We start from the raw sequence: 18904 nt of genomic DNA on the forward strand, positions 1-18904 counted from the left end.
TTTACTCCCCCGTCAACACCCCCCGCTCCACCAAACTCCGATACAACGCCCGCACGCCGAACGTCCACGGCTCGATCTCCGTTGACAGCCGCACGGTGTTGACGAGCGCGCCGAGCGTCGGCGTCGAGATGGTCACGACATCGCCGAGATGATGCGTGAACCCGCCGCCCGCGCTGTCGCGATCCTTGATCGGCGAGAACATCGTGCCGAGGAACAGCATGAAGCCGTCCGGATACTGATGATGCGCACCGTGCGTCTGCGCAACGAGATCCGCGGGATCGCGGCTGATCTCGCTCATGTGACTCACGCCCTCCAGCACGAAGCCGTCATCGTCGCCCTCGATGCGCAGCGCCACGCTCGTGCCGCGCACCGTGTCGAGCGTGAAGCGGTCGTCGAAAAGGCGCACGAACGGGCCGATCGCGCACGATGCGTTGTTGTCCTTCGCCTTGCCGAGCAACAGCGCGCTGCGGCCTTCGATATCACGCAGGTTGACGTCGTTGCCAAGCGTCGCGCCGACGATCTCGCCGCGCGCATTCACCGCCAGCACGATTTCCGGCTCCGGATTGTTCCATTGCGACGTCGGATACAGCCCGACATCCGCGCCGAAACCCACCGACGACATCGGCTGCGACTTCGAAAACACCTCCGCATCCGGCCCGATGCCGACTTCCATGTACTGAGACCACGCGCCGCGCCGCTCCAGCTCCGCCTTCAGCTTCGCCGCGCTTTCCGAACCGGGCTCGATCTTCGACAAATCCGCGCCAATCAGCTTGTTGATCGTGTCGCGCACTTCCTGCGCCTTGGTCGCATCGCCGCCTGCCTGCTCCTCGATCACGCGCTCAAGCAGGCTCACCGCGAACGTGACGCCGCACGCCTTGACCGCCTGCACGTCACAGGGCGCAAGCAGACGCAGCCCGCCAGGCGCCGCATCCAGCGTCGCCTGCAGCACGTCCTGCACCGGTCCTAGCGATTCGCCCGGCGCATTGCGCGCGATATCGACGGCGTCGGGACGGTCGAAAAGATCGGCGGTCGTCGGGGCGGCACGCGTGATGTCGAAGACTTCGCCGTGACGCACGGCAACGACAGCGGGGCCATCCACCGGCGCGGGACGCCATACGCGGCCGATCAGCACGGCATCGGCCAGGTCTTCGGGCAAGCAGGAAGCAATGGAAACGGGCTGCATGAGTGAATCACCGTGCGTCGAAAAGGGAGAATCGATCGTAGCCCGCGTGTTCATCGCTGTCCATCAGGTTGCATGTTTGTCCAATATATTGGAGTATCGTCGATACATCGGACGACGACGCTCATGGAAAAAGCCTACGAAGTGCCCGCGCTGCGCCGCGCCAGCGACATCCTGGAAACGCTTGCCGCCGCCGCGAAGCCGGTGCGCGCCGCGACGCTCGCCGAGCAGACGGGGCTGTCGCGCAGCACGCTGTATCTGATGCTCGAAACGCTTGCGCGCATGCAGTGGATCGAGAGGCGCGACGATGGCTATGTGATCGGCGTCGGCCTGTTCGAGCTCGGCAACGCGTATGTGCGTCACGACAAGCTGCAGGCGGCGTTTCGCGAGGGCGCCGGCGCGTTCATCAACAAGCATAACGAGGTCGTGCAACTGGCCGTGCTGGACGGCGTGCACGTGGTGTATGTCGCGCGGGAGGACGCGCATCGGCCGGTGCGGCTCGTCTCCGATCTCGGCTCGCGGCTGCCCGCGCATTGCTGCGCGCTCGGCAAGGCGCTGCTCGCGGGGATGTCCGACGACGCGGTGATCGAGCGGCTGCCCGAACGCCTCGAAGCGGTGACGCCGCGCACCATCACGCGGCGCGCCGCGCTGCTGCGCGAACTCGCCGCAATACGCGCGAGCGGTCTCGCCGTCGAGCGCGAGGAAGTCGCGGAAGGACTCACGTGTTTCGCCGCGTATGTCGGCACGACGCCGGCGGGCAAGCGCGTCGCCGTATCGACGAGCATGCCGGTCGGCCGGCTCGATGCGCGGCGCGAAAAGCAGATATCGATCGGCATCGTGCAGCTTGCCGCGCAGTTGCGGGGCGCGTTGTGACATCGCCCCGGTGCGTATTCACGCCCGCGCGTCCGCCGTCTCGCGCGTGACTTTCGCGTGCCCGTCCCTCATGCGATGCGCCGCGATCAGCACATCGCATCGCGTTTGCTTGCAGACGACATCGCGCAGACGCTCGCGGCCGTGTCCCCAGCCCGAATCCGTTTCGCCGCCGAGCACGATGAGATCCGCGCCCGCTTCATTCGCCGCCTTCGCAATGGCCTCGCCGACGGTCACGCCCGGCGGCAAGCTCACGCTCACTCCGGTTCCGTCGATGCCCGCGCTTTCGATCTGCCGCATGCTGTAACGGGTGAGGGCGCGCGCGTGGTCGTCGATGAGGGCGGCCGTATCGCGCGTATTGCAGTCGCCGGTGACGACCGCCCACCAGGGCGTGCGATCGACCACATGCAGCGCGGTCAGGCGCGCGTCGCACTCGCGGGCGCGGGCAATCGCGGTGGCGAGGGCGCTCTGGCTAAGACTCGTGCCGACCGCGACGAGAATGTGCTTGTACATGATGACCTCCGGTTCATAGCGCCGCTTCGGTGCGATGCGGCATGGGAGGCATGATCCGCTGCGAGAGTTAGGCGTGAATGAGCGAAAAGCGGCGGACCTCGTCGCCTAACGCCGCCGCTTCTTCCAGTCGTAGTCGGCGGGCGGATCGGCGACGCCCGGCTTGCCGACCGACTGCGGATTCTCGCTGCACAGCGTGACGAACCCGATCGCATCGCCCTGCGCCTGGCGCTTGCGCAGTTCTTCGGCGAAGCGCAAGGCTTCGGCGAGCGCGGCCGGATCGAATTTTTGATGACGTGCGTTGGCTTCCGTTTCCGGATCGCCATCGAGCCAATAGACGACGAACATCGTTTGCCTCTCGAATGGGACGACGCTGGGCGCCCGCCAGTATTCCGCCGATGCTGCAAAACCTGCGCGATCCGGCCCGCCAGATAACGCTACACAAGCACCGGGTATTCCCGAGGTGCGCATCGGGCAACCCGCGCGCGGCCTGACGCTCACAGAAGGATGGTGCGGCGCGGTACACCGGTTGCTCAGGCACACGGTCACTCCGAGGCTAGAACATGCAAACCATGCACCGACAGGCACACGTGCCCGAAGAAGCCGTCTGGCAGATTCCCGAGCGCGCCCTTCACCACGACGAGCCGCGCGTCCTCGTCGCGGACGACGATCTCGACGCCGCGCGCGCGCTGTGTCTCGCGCTCGAAGACGCCGACTTCACGGTGCGCGCCGTGCATACCGGCCTCGATGCCGTCACGATTGCGCGCAAGTGGCGCCCCGGCGTGGTGCTGCTCGATCTGATGATGCCGCTCGGCGACGGCTGGGAAGCGGCCGAGGCCATCCGCGCGCTCGACCTGTCGATGCTGCTCATCGCGCATACCGGCCGCACGTCGCCGGACGACCGGGCGCGTGCGCAGCGCACCGGCTTCAACGGCTATTTCATCAAGCCGACGCAACTGGACCGCATGATCCACGTGATGCGGGCGTATTACTCGACGCACGAAGCGCGGCAGCGCGTGCGGGAGTGCTGAAGCGCGCGAAGTATGTCCCGGCGGTGCAGTCAGGCGTTGACGCGCCTTGCCGGAACTTCGTCCATCGCGACAGCGGGCTGTTCGGTCTCGCGCTCGACGTGCTGCTTGAGCACGTCGTCCCAATACCGGCAGTAGCCGGCCCAGAAAGGCATCTGCGTTCGCGAGCAGGCGTCGGCTGGCAACGGATGCGGCAGCATCCTGCTCAGGCGGGCGATCTCCTTGCGCTTCCACTGCAGCAGCGTGCGGCGCGGTCCACGTATCGCCGGGCAAAGCTCGTTCATCTGCGCGACGGCTTGCCAGAAACCTTCGGCGGGGCGCGACGCCATTTGCGTGAGGATCGTCGTGTCGGGACGCGGCCCGCGCTCGTGACAGATGACCGCGCCGATCTGGCCGAGGAGGTACATCGTTCGTTCGATAGAGTGGTCGGCGGGCGGCTGCATGGCGTCCTTTATTTTGATGGTTGTCTCGTGGCGCGGGCTGTCTCGTGCGCGTCGGGAACGGCCGGAACCTCGCTCCCGTCGTTCTCGATATTGATACGTTGTTGCGCGAGACTATAAAGATACCGTACCGAAAATCCTTCGCATCGCCTGTTGACAAAAAATAACTAATTTTGAGATGCGCGATTTCGGAAAAACCGCGCAAGAGAATCACGCTCCGCCGATACCCAGCACATGCTGTTCGAACAACGCGCGCGCGTGTTTGGCGGCATCGTCGTTGTCCGACGTCACCGCGGCGACGATGCGCTCCTCGGGCGCCACGATGATGAACTGCTCGCCGAATCCGGCCGCGAAGAAGTAATGCGGCGCGATCCACCACAGGTAGCCGTAGCGCGCGTCGTGCATCGGCGGGCCGCCTTCACTGTGCACTGAGGTGGCGTCGTCGATGAACGATGCATCGACGAGTTGCGCGCCGGGCCACTTCCCGCGGTCGAGCATCAACGTGCCGAGCTTCGCCATGTCCCGTGCGCGCAGCATCAGGCCGCGCCCGGCGAAGGTGTGGCCGTCTTCATCGGCGATCCATTCGTCCTTATCGATGCCGAGCGGCGCGAACAGTCTCTCGCGCACGTATTGCGCAAGCGTCCGGCCGGCCACGGCCTCGACCGCGATCGACAACAGCTGCACCGAATGCGAGTCATAGACGAACTGAGCGCCGGGCGCATGAACGATGGCCCGCGACAGCACGAACGTCAGCCGGTCCTCGTCGCCGGCGAACCGCTCGCACGGGCCGAGCACGCAGTCGTCGATATCGCTCTGTTCCCATTCGAAGCCCGCTTTCATCGTCAGCAGGTGCCGCAGCGTGATGCTTCGGACGCGCTCGTCGAGCGACGGATTGCGGGCTCCATCGATGAAGTCGCAGATGGGCGCATCGAGGCTCGGCAGCAGTCTTTCCCCGAGCGCGATGCCGACCGCGAGGCCCACGACGCTCTTCGTGACCGAGTTGATGTTCTCGAGCGTATCGGGTGATGCGTCGCCGCGATAATGTTCGAACGCGATCCGTCCGTCGCGCAGGACGACGAACGTACGAACACCGCTGCCGTCCGCTTCGAGTGCTTCTTTCAAGGCAATCAGGCGATGGTTCTGATGCCGACCGCTCGACCCGCTTTCGTGGTTGCTTCGCATGATGAGAGTGATGTGTGAGCCGAAGAAGCGAGAAGCCGCTTCACTCTAACGCGCGGGGGAATCGGGCGTCAATGATTCGGAATGCGTAGGATGGCGAATCAAAACGCGTGGACCGCGCAATCGCGCCGGCAACGACAGGACCGAATCCTGCTGCATAATCAAGCAAACGCGATGCCGCGCCCGTCCACTCAGTTTCTCTCAGGAACCCGACCGTGCCCGTTCGACGACTCGCGACGCTGTGGCGTCTTGGCAGGGCGTTCGTCCGCGAAAGCCATGCGACGCACGGCGGCGCGTCGATGCAGCAGATCGCGCGTTTCTTCGCGCTGCATGGTGCACGCGCCGCGCCACTGAGCGCGGGCATGCCGGCGCTCAGGCAGTTGCCGCGCGTGCTGACTGTCGCGTCGGGCGTGCTCACGCGTCATCCCGCGCTCGCTGAGACGGCAGTGCGCGTGGCGCTCACGGAAATGAACGGGCTTTTTGCAACGTACGATGCGGCGCAGTTCCGCGCCGCCTGTGCGCTGGCGCTGGCCACCGCGCCCCGCGCCGATATCGACGGCATCGGGCTCGTGCCGCTGCGCTCGGGCATCGCGGAGCAGACGCACGCCGCGCGTATCGACGGCGTTCCGGTGCGCATCACGCTGCTGCGCGCCGATGCACGTCAGGAACTCATCGACGATCTCGACCTCGCACTCGCCGCCGCGCGTTACGCCGAGCGGCGTTCCGCCTCGGCGCGCGAGCTGCATGCCGCGGACTGCGTGCGCCTTCTCCGCGAAAATGTTCATTCGATGATCGACCTGCGCCAGCGCGCCGCCGATCAGAGCTATTTGCGCTATCGCCTGCGCGACGACGACCGCATCGCCGTGCCGGAAGTGCTCTGGGATTTTTGCAACGCGGCGGTACTGACTACGCGCGCGATCGAAACCGTGCCGCTCGCCGATGCGCACGCGCTGGCGTCGCACGGCCTGCAACAGGCGGATCTCGTCGCGACGCTCATCGAAGCGTTCTTCGAGATGGCGCTCGGGCAGGGTTTCTATCACGCCGGGCTGGACGCGGCGGGCGCGCGCGTGAGCATCGAGCGGGCAACGCTCGGTCAGATCGTGCTCGAAGCCGACAACCCGATGACTTTCTTCGCGGCGCATGAACGCGAGTTCATGGTCGGCGTATCGAATGCGCTGCTGGAAGGCGACCACAAGGCGGCGGCGCGCACGCACCTCGAACACGGCCGGCCGGATCGGCACGCGGCGCACCATGAAGTGCGCGTGGAATCGACGTATCGGCGGGAGGCGGAGCGCTTCGCGTCGCCGCAAGCGTGCAAGGGCACGGACGTTTCCCATCTGTTCGACGCCCTGGGCGCCGCGCCCGCCGAGCACATGTTCAGCGCGGCGCACGGCAGGATCGCATCGCGGGCGGTGCTGCTGTCGCGGTCGATGGAGACGATCGAGCGAATGGCGCACGCCGTCGCACCGGATGTGGATGTCTGGCTGATTGCGCGCCGCGTGATTGCGCGGCTCGCGGCGGACCAGTTCGGCTGCCACGGTCTCGTCGCGCACCTCGCGCATGAAGCGGCGCACTGGCCGCAGATGCTGCCGCGCCTGCCGACGCTCATCGCGAAACGGGCGGGCGCGGCGCAGCGAGGCTAGGCGCGCGCGCCAGGGCTCATGCGCTCGGCGATCGCGCGGCACGCGTCGCGCAGCGGCGTGACATAGGTTTCCATCGGCGTCGCGCTTTTGCGAAAGAGCGGAATGCTGACGCTCACGCAACCGAGCGTCGCGCCGTTCGCCCCGACGATCGCGCTGCCGTAGCAGAAGATTTGCGCTTCGTTTTCCTCGCGATCTTCCGCATAACCGCGCGCCCGGCAGGCATCGAGTTCGGCGTCGAGCGCGCTGCGCTCGACGATCGTATTCGGCGTGAAGCGTTCGAACGGGATGCCGTGCAAGAGCGCATCCCGTTCGGTGCGCGGAAGCGTCGACAGATACGCCTTGCCCACGGAACTCGAATAGAGCGTCACGCGCGTGCCGATGCGTGAGGCCATGCGCACCGCATGGGGACTCTCGAGCTTCTCGACGTACACCATCTCCGCGCCGCTGCGCACGGCGAGGTGCACGGTTTCCTGCGTGGCGTCGCGCAAGGTCTGCAGCGCGTCGGCGGCGGCGATGCGTAAATCCGAGCGCTCCCAGCTTCGGCTCGCGAGCGACATCAGACGCGGCCCGAGCGCATAGCAGCCGCCGCGCGCGCCTTCCGTGACGAGCCCTTCCGCCATCAGCGCGCCGACGATGCGATACACCGTCGGACGCGGATAGCCGCTCAGCGTGACGAGGCGCGCGATGGTCGGCGGCTCGGCGGCATCGGCGATCAACTGAAGCACCGCCATGAACTTCGAGAATGCGGCGGTGCCGGTTGCCTTGGCGGCGTCGAGGGAGGCGGGATCGGTGGACATAACGGACGATGTGAGAAGCGACGTCCGAATTTACGCGACCAGATAGCCGCCGTTGACCGGGACGATCGCGCCCGTCATGAACGACGCAGCCGGCGACGCCAGGAAGGCCACGACGCGCGCGACGTCTTCCGGCAGGCCCCAGCGCTTCATCGGCGTGCGATCGAGGATGGCTTGGGAGCGGCCGCCATCGTCCTGAAGCGCCTGTGTGAGGGGCGTCGCGATCCAGCCGGGCGCGACCGCGTTCACGCGGATGCCGTCGGCCGCGTAGGCGATGGCGAGCGACTTCGTCAATTGCGCGACGCCGCCCTTGCTGGCGCTGTAGGCAGGCACGAGGCCGCCGCCGAAGAACGTCAGCATCGACGCCGTGTTGACGATCGTGCCGCCGCTTTTCGCGAGCAGCGCACGCGAGGCGGCGCACATGCGCATCGTGCCGTTCAGATTGACGGCGATCACGCGCTCGAAGGTCTCGATGTCATGCTCGTCGCCGCGCTTGATCATGCCCGCGCAGTTGACGAGCACGTCGAGCGAGTCGAGGCGCGCGAAGAGATCGGCGGTGCTGCCGGCATCGGCGACATCGAGCGCGGCTACTTCGATGCCGGCGAGCGCGTCGCGTTGCGCGTCTGTCGGCGCGATGCCGGCGGCGATCACGCGCGCGCCGAGCGCCGCGAACTGCTGCGCGATGCCCGCGCCGATGCCCTGCGTGCCGCCGGTCACGACGACGGTCTTGCCCTTGAAGAGGTCAGCTTGAAAAGTCATGTTTGCAAGGTTTAAACGACGGGAACGGGCGACGCCGGTTGCTCGCTGTCCTGAATCGGCGAGCGGACGACGAACATGTAGACGAGCGCAGCGGCGAAGGCAACGCCCGCGCTGATCAGGAACGCGTTCACGAACGAATGCGTCTTGTCGACCACGAGTCCGGTGATGAACGGCGCGAACGAGCCGCCGAAATAGCCGCCGAAGTTCTGAATGCTGCCGAGCGATGCGACCATGTGGCGCGGTGCGGCCACCGACACGAGCGCCCATGCCGCGCCGCTCGCCATGTTGACGAAGAACATCGCCGCCGACAGGTAGACGATCGCGAGCGTCAGATTCGGCGTGAACGCGGCCGGCACGGTGAAGAGCGCGGCGCCGATGAGGCCCGAGCAGATCGGCCACTTGCGGCTGCGGATCGGCGCGACGCCGCGAGCCATCAGGCCATCCGCGATAAAGCCCGATGACAGCATGCCGAGCGTGCCCGCGAGATAGGGGATCGACACGATCCAGCCCGTCTTCGCAATGGTCAGATGCCGCTCATGCTCCAGATACGCCGGCAGCCACGTCAGATAGAGCCACACCATGTAGATGACGCCCATGAAGCCGAAGATCATGCCCCACGTGGTCGCCTTGCCGAACAGGCCGCGCCATTCGGCGAAACTCATGTTGCGTTCGCTGCGCTGCGCCGGCTCGCCCTCGGTCAGATGCGCGACTTCCTGCGGCTCGAGCGCGACATCCTTGCGATTGCGATAAACGATGTACCAGCCGATCGACACCGCAATGCCCAGCACGCCCATGATCACGAACATGTTGCGCCAGCCGAAGTTGAGCAGCAGCACGGTGAGGATCGGCGGCGCGAGCGCCGGTCCGATCGTCGACGAGGTGACGAAGATGCCCGTCGGCTTGCCGCGCTCGCGTTGCGCGAACCATTCCGAGACCACTTTCGCGCCGGCTGGAAACTGCGGCGCCTCGCCGATGCCGAGCGCGATGCGCGCAAACAGGAACTGCTGCAGGTTCGTGACGAGCCCGCCGAACAACTGCGCGACCGACCACACGAACATGCCGAGGCCGAGCATGATGCGCGCGCCGAAGCGGTCGAGCATCACGCCGATCGGCAATTGCGAGAACGCGTACGCGAACGAGAACGCGGACAGCAGCAAGCCCATTTGCGAAGCCGAGAGGCCGAGTTCCTGCGTGACCGAGTGATTGGCGATGGACAGCGTGCTGCGGTCCAGATAGTTCACGATTCCCGCGAGCGTCAGGAACGTGAGCGCGACCCATTGAATGCGCTTGAGGCGCGGCGATTTGCTCTGCATGTTGTCTCCTCCGAAGGCGCTTCTGTGAGGCTTCGGGTAGCTGTGGCCGATAGGCGAAGGTTTAGCGGATGAACTGATCGACGAAATCCGCGCCCAGTCCGACGGACTCGTAGTGCTTGCGGCACATGTCGACCTTGGTGAATACGTCTTCGTAACCGGTGTAGTCGCCGTACGGATCGCAATAGAACATCACGCCGTTCACCTGGAAGTACGTGATCATCTCTTCGACGTCTTCGGGCACGTAAAGCGTGTGCGTCTCGCCGGGCGGCTCGAACACATAGCTGCCTTCGGTCGCTTCCCAGTCGTGCTCGAGATAGCGCCAGCGGCCCTTCAGCACCATGCCATGCACGGCTTGCGGATGGCGATGCCGCGACAGTACGCCGGACTTGCGCACGCGCAGCAGGTTCATCCAGTAGCCGGTGGACACGTTCAGGCACAGCGGGCGGAACCAGACGTTTTCGGCTTGCGGGACCCACTCGCGCTCGTCGGTCGGAATCGCGTGTCCGACGACGATTTCCTTCTGCGCTTCCTTGGGATTGGGGTACTGATACGGCGTCATTGCGTCCGCCGTGGGTTTGGGCGCGGGCATCGCGTCTCCTCTGTCCATAATGTGGATCAATAAACCAAATTATGGACAGATGTTGTCGCTCAGCAGCCTTATTGTCAAGATTTGTAGTGGTCAGGGAAAACGCGGATATAAAAAAAGCGGGCCCGAATTCGGACCCGCTTGTCTCCGCCAATGAACGGCTGAGCTGCGCGCTTTTCTTATCGCGCCATCATCAGCATGTGGACGTTATGCATGACCCACACGGTTCCGACAATGATCACGAGCGACATGGTGATCGTATAAACGAACGACATGGCGTTCCAGCGCTGGCCCTTCGACGTGTTCACGTGCAGGAAGAACACCACGTGCACGACGACCTGGACCGCTGCCAGCACCGCCAGCCACACGAGCCCTTGCTCGCCGGACAGCTTGCCTGCCGTCGCGAGCCAGAACGATGCCACCGTCAGCACGACAGCCAGCACGAAGCCGATCAGGTAACCGCCGACGGTGACGTGCGGCATGTCGCTATGCGTTGTATGCGAATGGGCCATTAGACGATGCTCCCGAGGTAGACGAAGGAGAACACGCAAATCCAGACGATGTCGAGAAAGTGCCAGAAGAGGCTCAGGCAAGCGAGGCGGCGCAGTTCGCGTTCGCCCATCGCCGGCTTCTTCAAGATTTGCACCGCCAGCACGACGAGCCAGACGAGACCGAGCGTGACGTGCAGGCCGTGCGTGCCGACCAGCGTGAAGAACGCCGACCAGAACGCGCTGCGTTGCGGACCCGCGCCTTCAGCCACCAGATGCGAGAACTCCTGCAGTTCCAGGCACAGGAAGCCCGCGCCCAGGAGCGCCGTGACGAACAACCACAGCAGCACGCCGCTCTTCTTCTGACGAACCGCGGAAATCATCGCGAAGCCGAACGTCAGGCTGCTCGTGAGCAGCAGGCCGGTTTCGATCGCGACGTCCTTCAGGTTGAACAGGTCCTTCGCCGTCGGGCCGCCTGCATACTGATTCGCGAACATCGCGAAGGTCGCGAAGAGCGACGCGAACAGCAGGCAGTCGGTCATCAGGTACGACCAGAAGCCGAACACCGAATGCGACGGCTGGTGTTCGTGCTCGTGCGCGTGATGCGCGGAAAGTGTCGATTGCGACATTTACAGAACCTCCAGTTCCATTTCGCGGCCCGCGCCTGCCTTGGACGGCGCCTTCGGACGGTTCCGCTCCTCGGTTGCCTTCACGGTAGCGGCGGGGATGATGTAGCCCGCGTTTTCCGCGAAGCTGTAGCCGATCGCAACCGCGGCGACACCGATCAGACCGACGATAGCCAGCCACCAGATGTGCCAGATCGCCGCGAAGCCGAAGACCAGCGCGAACACGCCGATCAGGAAGCCCGCGCTCGTATTCGACGGCATATGGATGTCGCGCAGCGGACGCGTTTCGATGCGGCCCCTTTCCTTCGCGCGGGCGAAGTCGTCGAGCTCACGCACGTCGGGAACGTGTGCGAAGTTGTAGACCGGCGGCGGCGAACTGATCGACCATTCGAGCGTGCGGCCATCCCACGGATCACCCGTGACATCGCGATAAGCCGGCTGATTGCGGCGAATCACGCTGACCACGATCTGTGCGACCTGGAACACGACGCCCAGCGCGATGATGCCGACGCCGCAAGCCGCGACGATCAGGTACGGCTGCCATGCGGGGTTGTCATAGTGCTGCAGACGGCGCGTCATGCCCATGAAGCCGAGGATGTAGATCGGCACGAATGCGACGAAGAAACCCACGAACCAGCAGATGAACGCGTTGCGGCCGAGTTTTTCGTCGAGCTTGAAGCCGAACACCTTCGGCCACCAGTACTGCACGCCCGCGAAATAGCCGAACACCACGCCGCCGATGATCGCGTTGTGGAAGTGCGCGATCAGGAACAGGCTGTTGTGCAGCACGAAGTCCGCGCCCGGAATGGCGAGCATCACGCCCGTCATGCCGCCCAGCGTGAACGTGATGATGAAACCGATGGTCCAGAGAACCGGCGTGGTCATCTGCACGCGGCCACGGAACATCGTGAACAGCCAGTTGAAGATCTTCACGCCCGTCGGGATCGAGATGATCATCGTCATGATGCCGAAGAAGGCATTGACGTTCGCGCCCGAACCCATCGTGAAGAAGTGGTGCGCCCACACGAGGAACGACAGCACCATGATGCAGCACGTGGCCCACACCATCGTCTTGTAGCCGAAGAGCGGCTTCTTGGAGAACGTCGAGACGACTTCCGAGTAGATGCCGAATGCCGGCAGAACCAGGATGTAGACCTCGGGGTGACCCCAGGCCCAGATCAGGTTCAGATACACCATCGGGTTGCCGCCGCCGTCATTCGTGAAGAAGTGCATGCCCATGTAGCGGTCGAGGCCGAGCAGCGCAAGCGCGACGGTCAGGATCGGGAACGTGGCCATGATCAGCACGTTCGAGCAGAACGCCGTCCACGTGAAGACGGGCAGCTTCATCCACGTCATGCCGGGCGCGCGCATCTTCACGATCGTCACGAAGAAGTTCACGCCGGTCAGGAGCGTGCCGACACCGGACAGCTGCAACGCCCAGATGTAGTAGTTGACGCCGACGCCCGGACTGAACTGCGTCTCGGAGAGCGGCGGATACGCGAGCCAGCCGGTCGTCGAGAACTCGCCGATGAAGAGCGACAGGTTGATCAGGACGGCGGCCATGGCCGTCATCCAGAACGAGAGCGAGTTGATGAACGGGAATGCAACGTCGCGTGCGCCGATCTGCAGAGGCACCACGAGGTTGAAGAACGCCACGAGCAGGGCCATCGCCATGAAGAAAATCATGATGGTGCCGTGCGCCGTGAAGATCTGGTCGAAGTGATGCGGCGGCAGATAGCCGGGCGAATCCATCGCGAGCGCTTGCTGCGCACGCATCATGACCGCGTCGGCGAAACCGCGCACGAGCATCAGGCCGGCCACGACCAGATACATCACGCCGATGCGCTTGTGATCGGTTGACGTCAGGTACTCGCGCCAGAGCCAGCCCCATTTTCCGAACTTGGTGAGAGCGGCGACCGTACCGAGCGCGAGGATCGCCATGAGGACGGTCGCCCCCATGATGATCGGCTCGTGGTACGGGATCGCCTCAAGCGTTAATTTGCCGAACATGGCTTACCCCTTGGTTACACAATTCGCACCAACGGCGACATTCCCGTTGTTGTACTTGCCGACGATGTTGTTGAAGAGCTTCGGATCGACGGTGGAGAAGTAGCGCACCGCTACCTTCTGGCTCGGCCGCGAGACGCCGGCATAGACGTTCATGTCGAGGCCTTCGGGCGCGGTCTTGACCTTCTGCACCCACGCGTCGAAGTCGGCTTGCGACATGGCGAGCGCGCGGAACTTCATGTCGGAGAAGCCTGCGCCGCTGTAGTTCGCCGAGATGCCGGCGTAGTCGCCCGCGTGATCGGCCAGCAGATGCAGCTTCGTCTGCATGCCTGCCATCGCGTAGATCTGGCCGCCGAGTTGCGGGATGAAGAACGAGTTCATCACCGAGTCCGACGTGATGCGGAAGTTGACCGGCGTGCCGACCGGGAACGCGAGCTGATTGACGGACGCAACGCCGAGATCGGGATAGATGAAGAGCCACTTCCAGTCCAGCGCGACGACTTCGACGTTGATCGGCTTCACGTTCTCGACCTTGATCTCCTTGTACGGGTCGAGCTCGTGCGAGGTCTTCCACGTCAGGATGCCGAGATAAAGAATGATGATCGCGGGAATGGTCCAGACGACGACCTCGATGGCCGTGGAGTGCACCCATTTCGGAGCGTAGGTCGCGTTCTTGTTGGATGCGCGATAGCGCCAGGCGAAGATCAGGGTGAGCAGGATCACCGGAACGACGACGAGGAGCATCGTGAACGTCGCGGTCCCGATGAGCGCGCTTTCCGCTGCGCCGATGGGACCTTTCGAATCGAGCACCTCGAGTTTGCATCCCGAGAGACAGACACTGGCCAACAAACCCGATAACAATGGCGCTGCTAAACGGTGAGTATTTTCATTCATTGCATTCGCTGGTTTTTTTGGATCGAAGCGTCCTCTGGAGAACGCCGTTTCACGGCGTTTCGCCGCGCCGCGATCATGCCACGCGAGATTTATCGCGATGTTGCGAATGTATGGAATTTGGTCTCAAAGCGGGCGATTGCGACGCTGTGTCGCGCGCATTTTTAGCCCTAATGAGTCGTGCAGGAAGATGGTCGGCGTTGCTAACTCATTATTGTGACTGGCACGCACGCGCTTGACGAGTACGTGCAACGCACTCTCGTTGCGAAGCATCAAAATTTTGCATTGTTGGTTGATTGAGTTTTTTACCTGTCAAATCATGTTGCGCCGGTTTATCGAGTGAGTGAGAGGCTGCAGAATGCGAACCCCGGCTGACTCAAGTTAATGAGTCGCCGGGAGTCAAAGGCTTGATACCGAACAACATGAAAATGAAAATGCTTATTGCGGCCGCCAGTTTGTTGGCGCCGATGCTCGCTCATGCCGATTGCAAAGACATGATGTCGGCGTGGGCCGAAGAACTGCATCCTGGCCGCGTGCTCGATTCGCAGCGCAGCGAGTGCCAGACATGGCCGGCGAATCCGCAATTGACACTCGCGGCGCTGAGCCTGGCTCACGATGCGGACAATGACGACGCCGGCGCCACTGATCTCGAAGTGCTCGTTGCCGATACTGCGTCCGGGGCGATCGTCGCTCACCTGTTTCAGCGGAACGCGATTAACCACGATGCCGAACGCTTCTCCGACATCGCGCTCGATACGGCGCGCTATCAACTCACGCCGACGAGTCGCGCGTTCGGTGTACGCGTGAGTCATGAAGGAACGGAGCGAATGATTCCGAAGGGCGCGACCTCGCTCAGCCTCTATGTGCTCGAAGGCGCGAACGTGCGTCCTGTGCTGGACTCGTTGATCGTCGAAGAAGCAACCGGCGCATGGGACCTGCGATGCACGGGCGCCTACGACGTGACGAAGCGAACCATCGCGATCGGCCCCGCTGGCCACGATGGCTATGCGTCGCTGAAAATCACGGAAAAGAGGGTACACACCGTCACGCGCATGGCGAAGAACGAATGCGTGAAGAAGGACGGCCGCCCGAAGCAAAGCGCCTACACGCTTGAATACCGCAACGGCCAGTACAGCGTGCCGGAGGGCATGCAGCGTCCCGGCTGACGCAACCGTGCAACCGCGAACGCGGTATTCCGGAGATGGAACTCATCGGCTGGGCCGAGCGCCCGCACTATGACGCAGCGAGGCGCCAACTCGTCTGGTCGATGTCTTCGCGCTCGAAGGGAGAGCCCGCCGATGCGCCGCACGGCATCAACTACAACACGTATGCGCTGGGCCGCGACGGGTATGTGAGTCTGAACCTCATCACGGAGCAGCCGCAACTCGAGAAGGACAAGAAGGCAGTTCAGGCGCTGCTGGCCGGCCTGGAATTCGACAGCGGAAAGCGCTATGCCGACTTCAACGCGAGTACCGACAAAGTCGCCGAATACGGCCTCGCCGCTCTGGTCGGCGGGATCGCGCTCAAGAAGCTCGGCTTGCTCGCCATCATGGGAGCGTTCTTTGCAAAGTCGTTCAAGCTGATCGCGATTGGTGTGGTTGCGCTGGGCGTCGCCGTCAAGAAGATTTTCACGCGCAAGAACCCGGGAGCGTGAACGTCGCGCGTTAGAACGCGGCGGCGGGTTGGCTGCGTGCCTCGTCCGCCTACTCCTTCCTGCCTAGCGACCAACCGCCGCGCCCCTCCACCCGGCGGATACCGTCACCGCATCCCAATCCCTATTCTCGCGATGAAGTCTTTCATCACGAGGATAGGACGATGAGCGTCGTCAACCCACCTGCCGCGTCTTCGGCCGCGACCGATACCACTGCCTGGCGCGTGCTCTGCGCGAGCACGTTCGCCTTCACCATCTGCTTCGCCGTCTGGATGATGTTCGCCATCCTCGGCATTCCGCTGAAGCAGCAACTTCATCTCACCGACACCGAATTCGGCCTCATCGCCGCGACGCCCGTGCTGACCGGCTCGCTCGCCCGCGTGCCGCTCGGCATCTGGACCGATCGCCACGGCGGACGCATCGTGTTCTTCTGCACGATGGCCGTCACCATCGTGCCGATCTGGCTCATCGCATACGCCACCGAGTTGTGGCAGTTCCTCGTGCTCGGCCTGTTCGTCGGCGTCGCGGGGGCGTCGTTCTCGGTCGGCACGCCCTATGTCGCGCGCTGGTTTCCGAAATCGCGACAGGGCCTCGCGATGGGCATCTTCGGCGCGGGCAACTCGGGCGCGGCGCTGAACAAGTTCGTCGCGCCGGTGATGATGCTCGCCGCCGGCACATGGACCATCGTGCCGAAGGTCTACTCCATCGCGATGTTCGTCACCGCGATTCTGTTCTGGCTGCTGTCGGCGTCGAACCCGGCGCATCGCAGTGCGAACGCACAGCGCTTCGCCGCGCAGATGGCCGTGCTGAAGGATCGCCGCGTGTTGCGCTATGCGCAGTTCTACTCCGTCGTGTTCGGCGGCTATGTCGGCCTCTCGCTGTGGATGCCGCAGTACTACGTGAACCAGTATGGCTTCCGTATCGAACAGGCGGCGTTTCTGGCCGCGTGTTTCTCGCTGCCCGGCGGCGTGCTGCGCGCGCTCGGCGGCTGGATGTCGGACCGTTTCGGCGCGCAGCGCACGACATGGCTCGTGATGTGGGTCACGCTGGCGTGCTTCTTCTTCCTGAGCTATCCCGTCACGGATTTCACCGTTCACACGAGCAGCGGCCCGCGCACCTTCCATATCGCGATGGGGCCGACCGCCTACACGGTGCTCATGTTCGTCGTGGGCGTCGCGATGGCCGTCGGCAAGGCGTCGGTGTTCAAGTTCATCTCCGACGATTTCTCGTCGAATATCGGCGCGGTATCCGGTGTCGTCGGACTGGCGGGCGGGCTCGCCGGCTTCCTGCTGCCGATCCTGTTCGGCATCCTGATGGATGTCACCGGCATACGCACGACCTGTTTCATGCTGATGTTCGGCGCGACCGCCGTCAGCCTCATTTCCATGCATTTCACATTCAAGTCGGACCGCATCGGGCGCGTTGCCTGACGCAAGCCAGGGCGCGGCCAACGAAAGCCGCGCCGTCATCATCGAGCACTTCTCATGTCACGCTATCTACTCACTCAATGGGAGCCCGAAAACAAGGGCTTCTGGCAAGAAACCGGCGAAACCATCGCGCGCCGCAATCTGTGGATCTCCATTCCGGCGCTGATGCTGGCCTTCGCGGTGTGGTCCCTGTGGAGCGTCGTGGCCGTCAATCTCGACAAGGGCGGCTTTCACTTCTCGAAGGATCAGTTGTTCTGGCTGACCGCGTTGCCCGCGTTATCCGGCGCGACGCTGCGCATCTTCTACTCGTTCCTCCTGCCGATCTTCGGCGGCCGGCGCTTCACCGCGTTCTCCACGGCGAGTCTGCTGATTCCCGCACTCGGCATGGGCTTCGCGCTGCGCGATCCGTCGACCGGCTATCCGACGCTGCTCGTGCTTGCCTTGCTCTGCGGACTGGGCGGCGCAAACTTCAGTTCGTCGATGGCCAATATCAGCTTCTTCTTCCCGAAAGCGAAGAAGGGCTTCGCCACCGGCATGAACGCGGGCATCGGCAATCTCGGGGTGTCGGCGGTGCAGTTCGTCGCGCCGCTCGTGATCGCGGCGTCCGTGTTCGGCGCGCTCGGCGGCGGCGGGCAGACGTACGCGGTCAATGGCGTCGAGCGCAGCATCTGGCTGCAGAACGCGGGTTTCGTCTGGGTGCCGTTCATCGTCGTATCGGCGCTCGCCGCATGGTTCGGCATGAACGATATCGCCGATGCGAAAGCATCGTTTGCGGAGCAGGCGGTCATCTTCAAGCGCAAGCACAACTGGCTGATGTGCCTGCTGTATATCGGCACGTTCGGATCGTTCATCGGCTTCTCGGCGGGGCTCGCGTTGCTGACGAAAGCCGAGTTCCCTTCCGTGAATCCGACCGCTTACGCGTTCCTCGGACCGCTCGCGGGCGCGCTCACGCGGCCGTTGGGCGGCTGGATTTCCGACCGCATCGGCGGCGCGCGCGTGACGTTGTACACGTTCATCGCGATGATCGCGGCGGTCATCGGCGTGATCTTCTCGCTGCCGCACGACGGCGCGGGCGGCAGCTTTGCCGGCTTCCTCGCGATGTTCATCGTGCTCTTCGCGCTGACGGGCATCGGCAATGGGTCGACGTTCCGCATGATCCCGGTCATCTTCCTCACCCAGAAGCAACGGGAATCGGCGCGCGGCGGGGAAGCCGCGAAGAAGCAGGCGCTGCAGGAAGCCGGCAAGGAGTCGGCGGCGGTGCTCGGCTTTGCGGGCGCGATCGGCGCTTACGGCGGATTCTTCATTCCGCGCAGCTTCGGCACGTCGATCAGCGCGACGGGATCGCCCGACATGGCGCTCTATTGCTTCATCGCGTTCTATGCGGTCTGCGCCGTGGTGACGTGGTGGTGCTACGCGCGCCGCAACGCGCCGATGCCCTGCTGAAACGCGGACTACTACCAAAGGCGTAGCCGACCGATACGGCGGCTACGTCTCATGACGAACGTCAACTGC

The 18904-nt window shown here is 64.0% G+C and carries 20 protein-coding genes; 7 read left to right on the forward strand and 13 right to left on the reverse strand.

Features of this window, described 5'->3' with window-relative positions:
- Position 1: 1 nt before the first annotated feature.
- Positions 2 to 1183, reverse strand: coding sequence for a fumarylacetoacetate hydrolase family protein (locus tag P9255_RS09665; protein ID WP_309768120.1), 1182 nt, complete (start codon positions 1181 to 1183; stop codon positions 2 to 4).
- A gap of 123 nt (positions 1184 to 1306) precedes the next feature.
- On the opposite strand from P9255_RS09665, the gene P9255_RS09670 reads away from it, so the two are divergent.
- On the forward strand, positions 1307 to 2053 hold the full coding sequence (locus tag P9255_RS09670) for an IclR family transcriptional regulator (protein WP_309768118.1): 747 nt from the start codon (positions 1307 to 1309) through the stop codon (positions 2051 to 2053).
- Between the two features lie 18 nt (positions 2054 to 2071).
- On the opposite strand, the gene P9255_RS09675 is transcribed toward P9255_RS09670, so the two are convergent.
- Positions 2072 to 2563 (reverse strand): universal stress protein, encoded by a 492-nt coding sequence (locus P9255_RS09675; RefSeq protein WP_309768116.1) that lies wholly within the window; start codon positions 2561 to 2563, stop codon positions 2072 to 2074.
- A 105-nt stretch (positions 2564 to 2668) separates the two neighbouring features.
- On the reverse strand, positions 2669 to 2908 hold the full coding sequence (locus P9255_RS09680; RefSeq protein WP_309768114.1) for a hypothetical protein: 240 nt from the start codon (positions 2906 to 2908) through the stop codon (positions 2669 to 2671).
- A 215-nt stretch (positions 2909 to 3123) separates the two neighbouring features.
- Between P9255_RS09680 and P9255_RS09685 the strand changes: the two genes are divergently transcribed.
- On the forward strand, positions 3124 to 3591 hold the full coding sequence (locus P9255_RS09685; RefSeq protein ID WP_309768113.1) for a response regulator: 468 nt from the start codon (positions 3124 to 3126) through the stop codon (positions 3589 to 3591).
- A 29-nt stretch (positions 3592 to 3620) separates the two neighbouring features.
- On the opposite strand, the gene P9255_RS09690 is transcribed toward P9255_RS09685, so the two are convergent.
- Together P9255_RS09690 and P9255_RS09695 are read right to left on the reverse strand one after the other, a co-directional pair.
- Positions 3621 to 3995 (reverse strand): hypothetical protein, encoded by a 375-nt coding sequence (locus P9255_RS09690; protein ID WP_309768112.1) that lies wholly within the window; start codon positions 3993 to 3995, stop codon positions 3621 to 3623.
- Between the two features lie 243 nt (positions 3996 to 4238).
- Positions 4239 to 5150, reverse strand: a complete 912-nt coding sequence (locus P9255_RS09695) for a serine hydrolase (RefSeq protein WP_309789421.1) — start codon at positions 5148 to 5150, stop codon at positions 4239 to 4241.
- 272 nt (positions 5151 to 5422) lie between these two features.
- Between P9255_RS09695 and P9255_RS09700 the strand changes: the two genes are divergently transcribed.
- Positions 5423 to 6850, forward strand: coding sequence for an AarF/UbiB family protein (locus tag P9255_RS09700; protein WP_309768109.1), 1428 nt, complete (start codon positions 5423 to 5425; stop codon positions 6848 to 6850).
- On the opposite strand, the gene P9255_RS09705 is transcribed toward P9255_RS09700, so the two are convergent.
- From P9255_RS09705 to cyoA, 8 genes are all read right to left on the reverse strand, one after another.
- Positions 6847 to 7647 (reverse strand): IclR family transcriptional regulator, encoded by an 801-nt coding sequence (locus tag P9255_RS09705; protein WP_309768107.1) that lies wholly within the window; start codon positions 7645 to 7647, stop codon positions 6847 to 6849. The genes P9255_RS09700 and P9255_RS09705 overlap by 4 nt on opposite strands.
- 30 nt (positions 7648 to 7677) lie before the next feature.
- Positions 7678 to 8403, reverse strand: a complete 726-nt coding sequence (locus tag P9255_RS09710) for an SDR family oxidoreductase (protein WP_309789422.1) — start codon at positions 8401 to 8403, stop codon at positions 7678 to 7680.
- An 11-nt stretch (positions 8404 to 8414) separates the two neighbouring features.
- Positions 8415 to 9716, reverse strand: a complete 1302-nt coding sequence (locus P9255_RS09715; RefSeq protein ID WP_309768104.1) for an MFS transporter — start codon at positions 9714 to 9716, stop codon at positions 8415 to 8417.
- Between the two features lie 61 nt (positions 9717 to 9777).
- Positions 9778 to 10305 (reverse strand): 2,4'-dihydroxyacetophenone dioxygenase family protein, encoded by a 528-nt coding sequence (locus tag P9255_RS09720; RefSeq protein WP_309768103.1) that lies wholly within the window; start codon positions 10303 to 10305, stop codon positions 9778 to 9780.
- Positions 10306 to 10481: 176 nt separating this feature from the next.
- The gene (cyoD, locus tag P9255_RS09725) at positions 10482 to 10814 is read right to left on the reverse strand and encodes a cytochrome o ubiquinol oxidase subunit IV (RefSeq protein WP_309768101.1); all 333 of its coding nucleotides are present in this window, start codon (positions 10812 to 10814) and stop codon (positions 10482 to 10484) included.
- Positions 10814 to 11419, reverse strand: a complete 606-nt coding sequence (cyoC, locus tag P9255_RS09730; RefSeq protein WP_309768100.1) for a cytochrome o ubiquinol oxidase subunit III — start codon at positions 11417 to 11419, stop codon at positions 10814 to 10816. Before cyoC ends, cyoD begins: the two co-directional genes overlap by 1 nt.
- Complete coding sequence (cyoB, locus tag P9255_RS09735; RefSeq protein ID WP_309789423.1) at positions 11420 to 13426, reverse strand: cytochrome o ubiquinol oxidase subunit I; 2007 nt, start codon at positions 13424 to 13426, stop codon at positions 11420 to 11422. It abuts the gene before it with no gap.
- A 3-nt stretch (positions 13427 to 13429) separates the two neighbouring features.
- Positions 13430 to 14317 (reverse strand): ubiquinol oxidase subunit II, encoded by an 888-nt coding sequence (gene cyoA / locus P9255_RS09740; RefSeq protein WP_309768095.1) that lies wholly within the window; start codon positions 14315 to 14317, stop codon positions 13430 to 13432.
- A gap of 425 nt (positions 14318 to 14742) precedes the next feature.
- On the opposite strand from cyoA, the gene P9255_RS09745 reads away from it, so the two are divergent.
- The 4 genes from P9255_RS09745 to P9255_RS09760 all read left to right on the forward strand — a co-directional run bounded on the left by P9255_RS09745 (position 14743) and on the right by P9255_RS09760 (position 18835).
- The gene (locus P9255_RS09745) at positions 14743 to 15480 is read left to right on the forward strand and encodes a hypothetical protein (protein ID WP_309768094.1); all 738 of its coding nucleotides are present in this window, start codon (positions 14743 to 14745) and stop codon (positions 15478 to 15480) included.
- A 26-nt stretch (positions 15481 to 15506) separates the two neighbouring features.
- Entirely contained in the window at positions 15507 to 15968 is a 462-nt protein-coding gene (locus tag P9255_RS09750) for a DUF2167 domain-containing protein (protein ID WP_404980317.1), read from the forward strand.
- A 161-nt stretch (positions 15969 to 16129) separates the two neighbouring features.
- Positions 16130 to 17395 carry a nitrate/nitrite transporter gene (locus tag P9255_RS09755; protein ID WP_309789424.1) on the forward strand — a complete coding sequence of 422 codons (1266 nt, stop codon included), beginning with the start codon at positions 16130 to 16132 and terminating at the stop codon, positions 17393 to 17395.
- A gap of 54 nt (positions 17396 to 17449) precedes the next feature.
- Complete coding sequence (locus P9255_RS09760; protein ID WP_309768093.1) at positions 17450 to 18835, forward strand: NarK family nitrate/nitrite MFS transporter; 1386 nt, start codon at positions 17450 to 17452, stop codon at positions 18833 to 18835.
- Positions 18836 to 18904: the final 69 nt, after the last annotated feature.

It is taken from the genome of Caballeronia sp. LZ019 (assembly GCF_031450825.1).
Classification (GTDB): Bacteria; Pseudomonadota; Gammaproteobacteria; order Burkholderiales; family Burkholderiaceae; genus Caballeronia.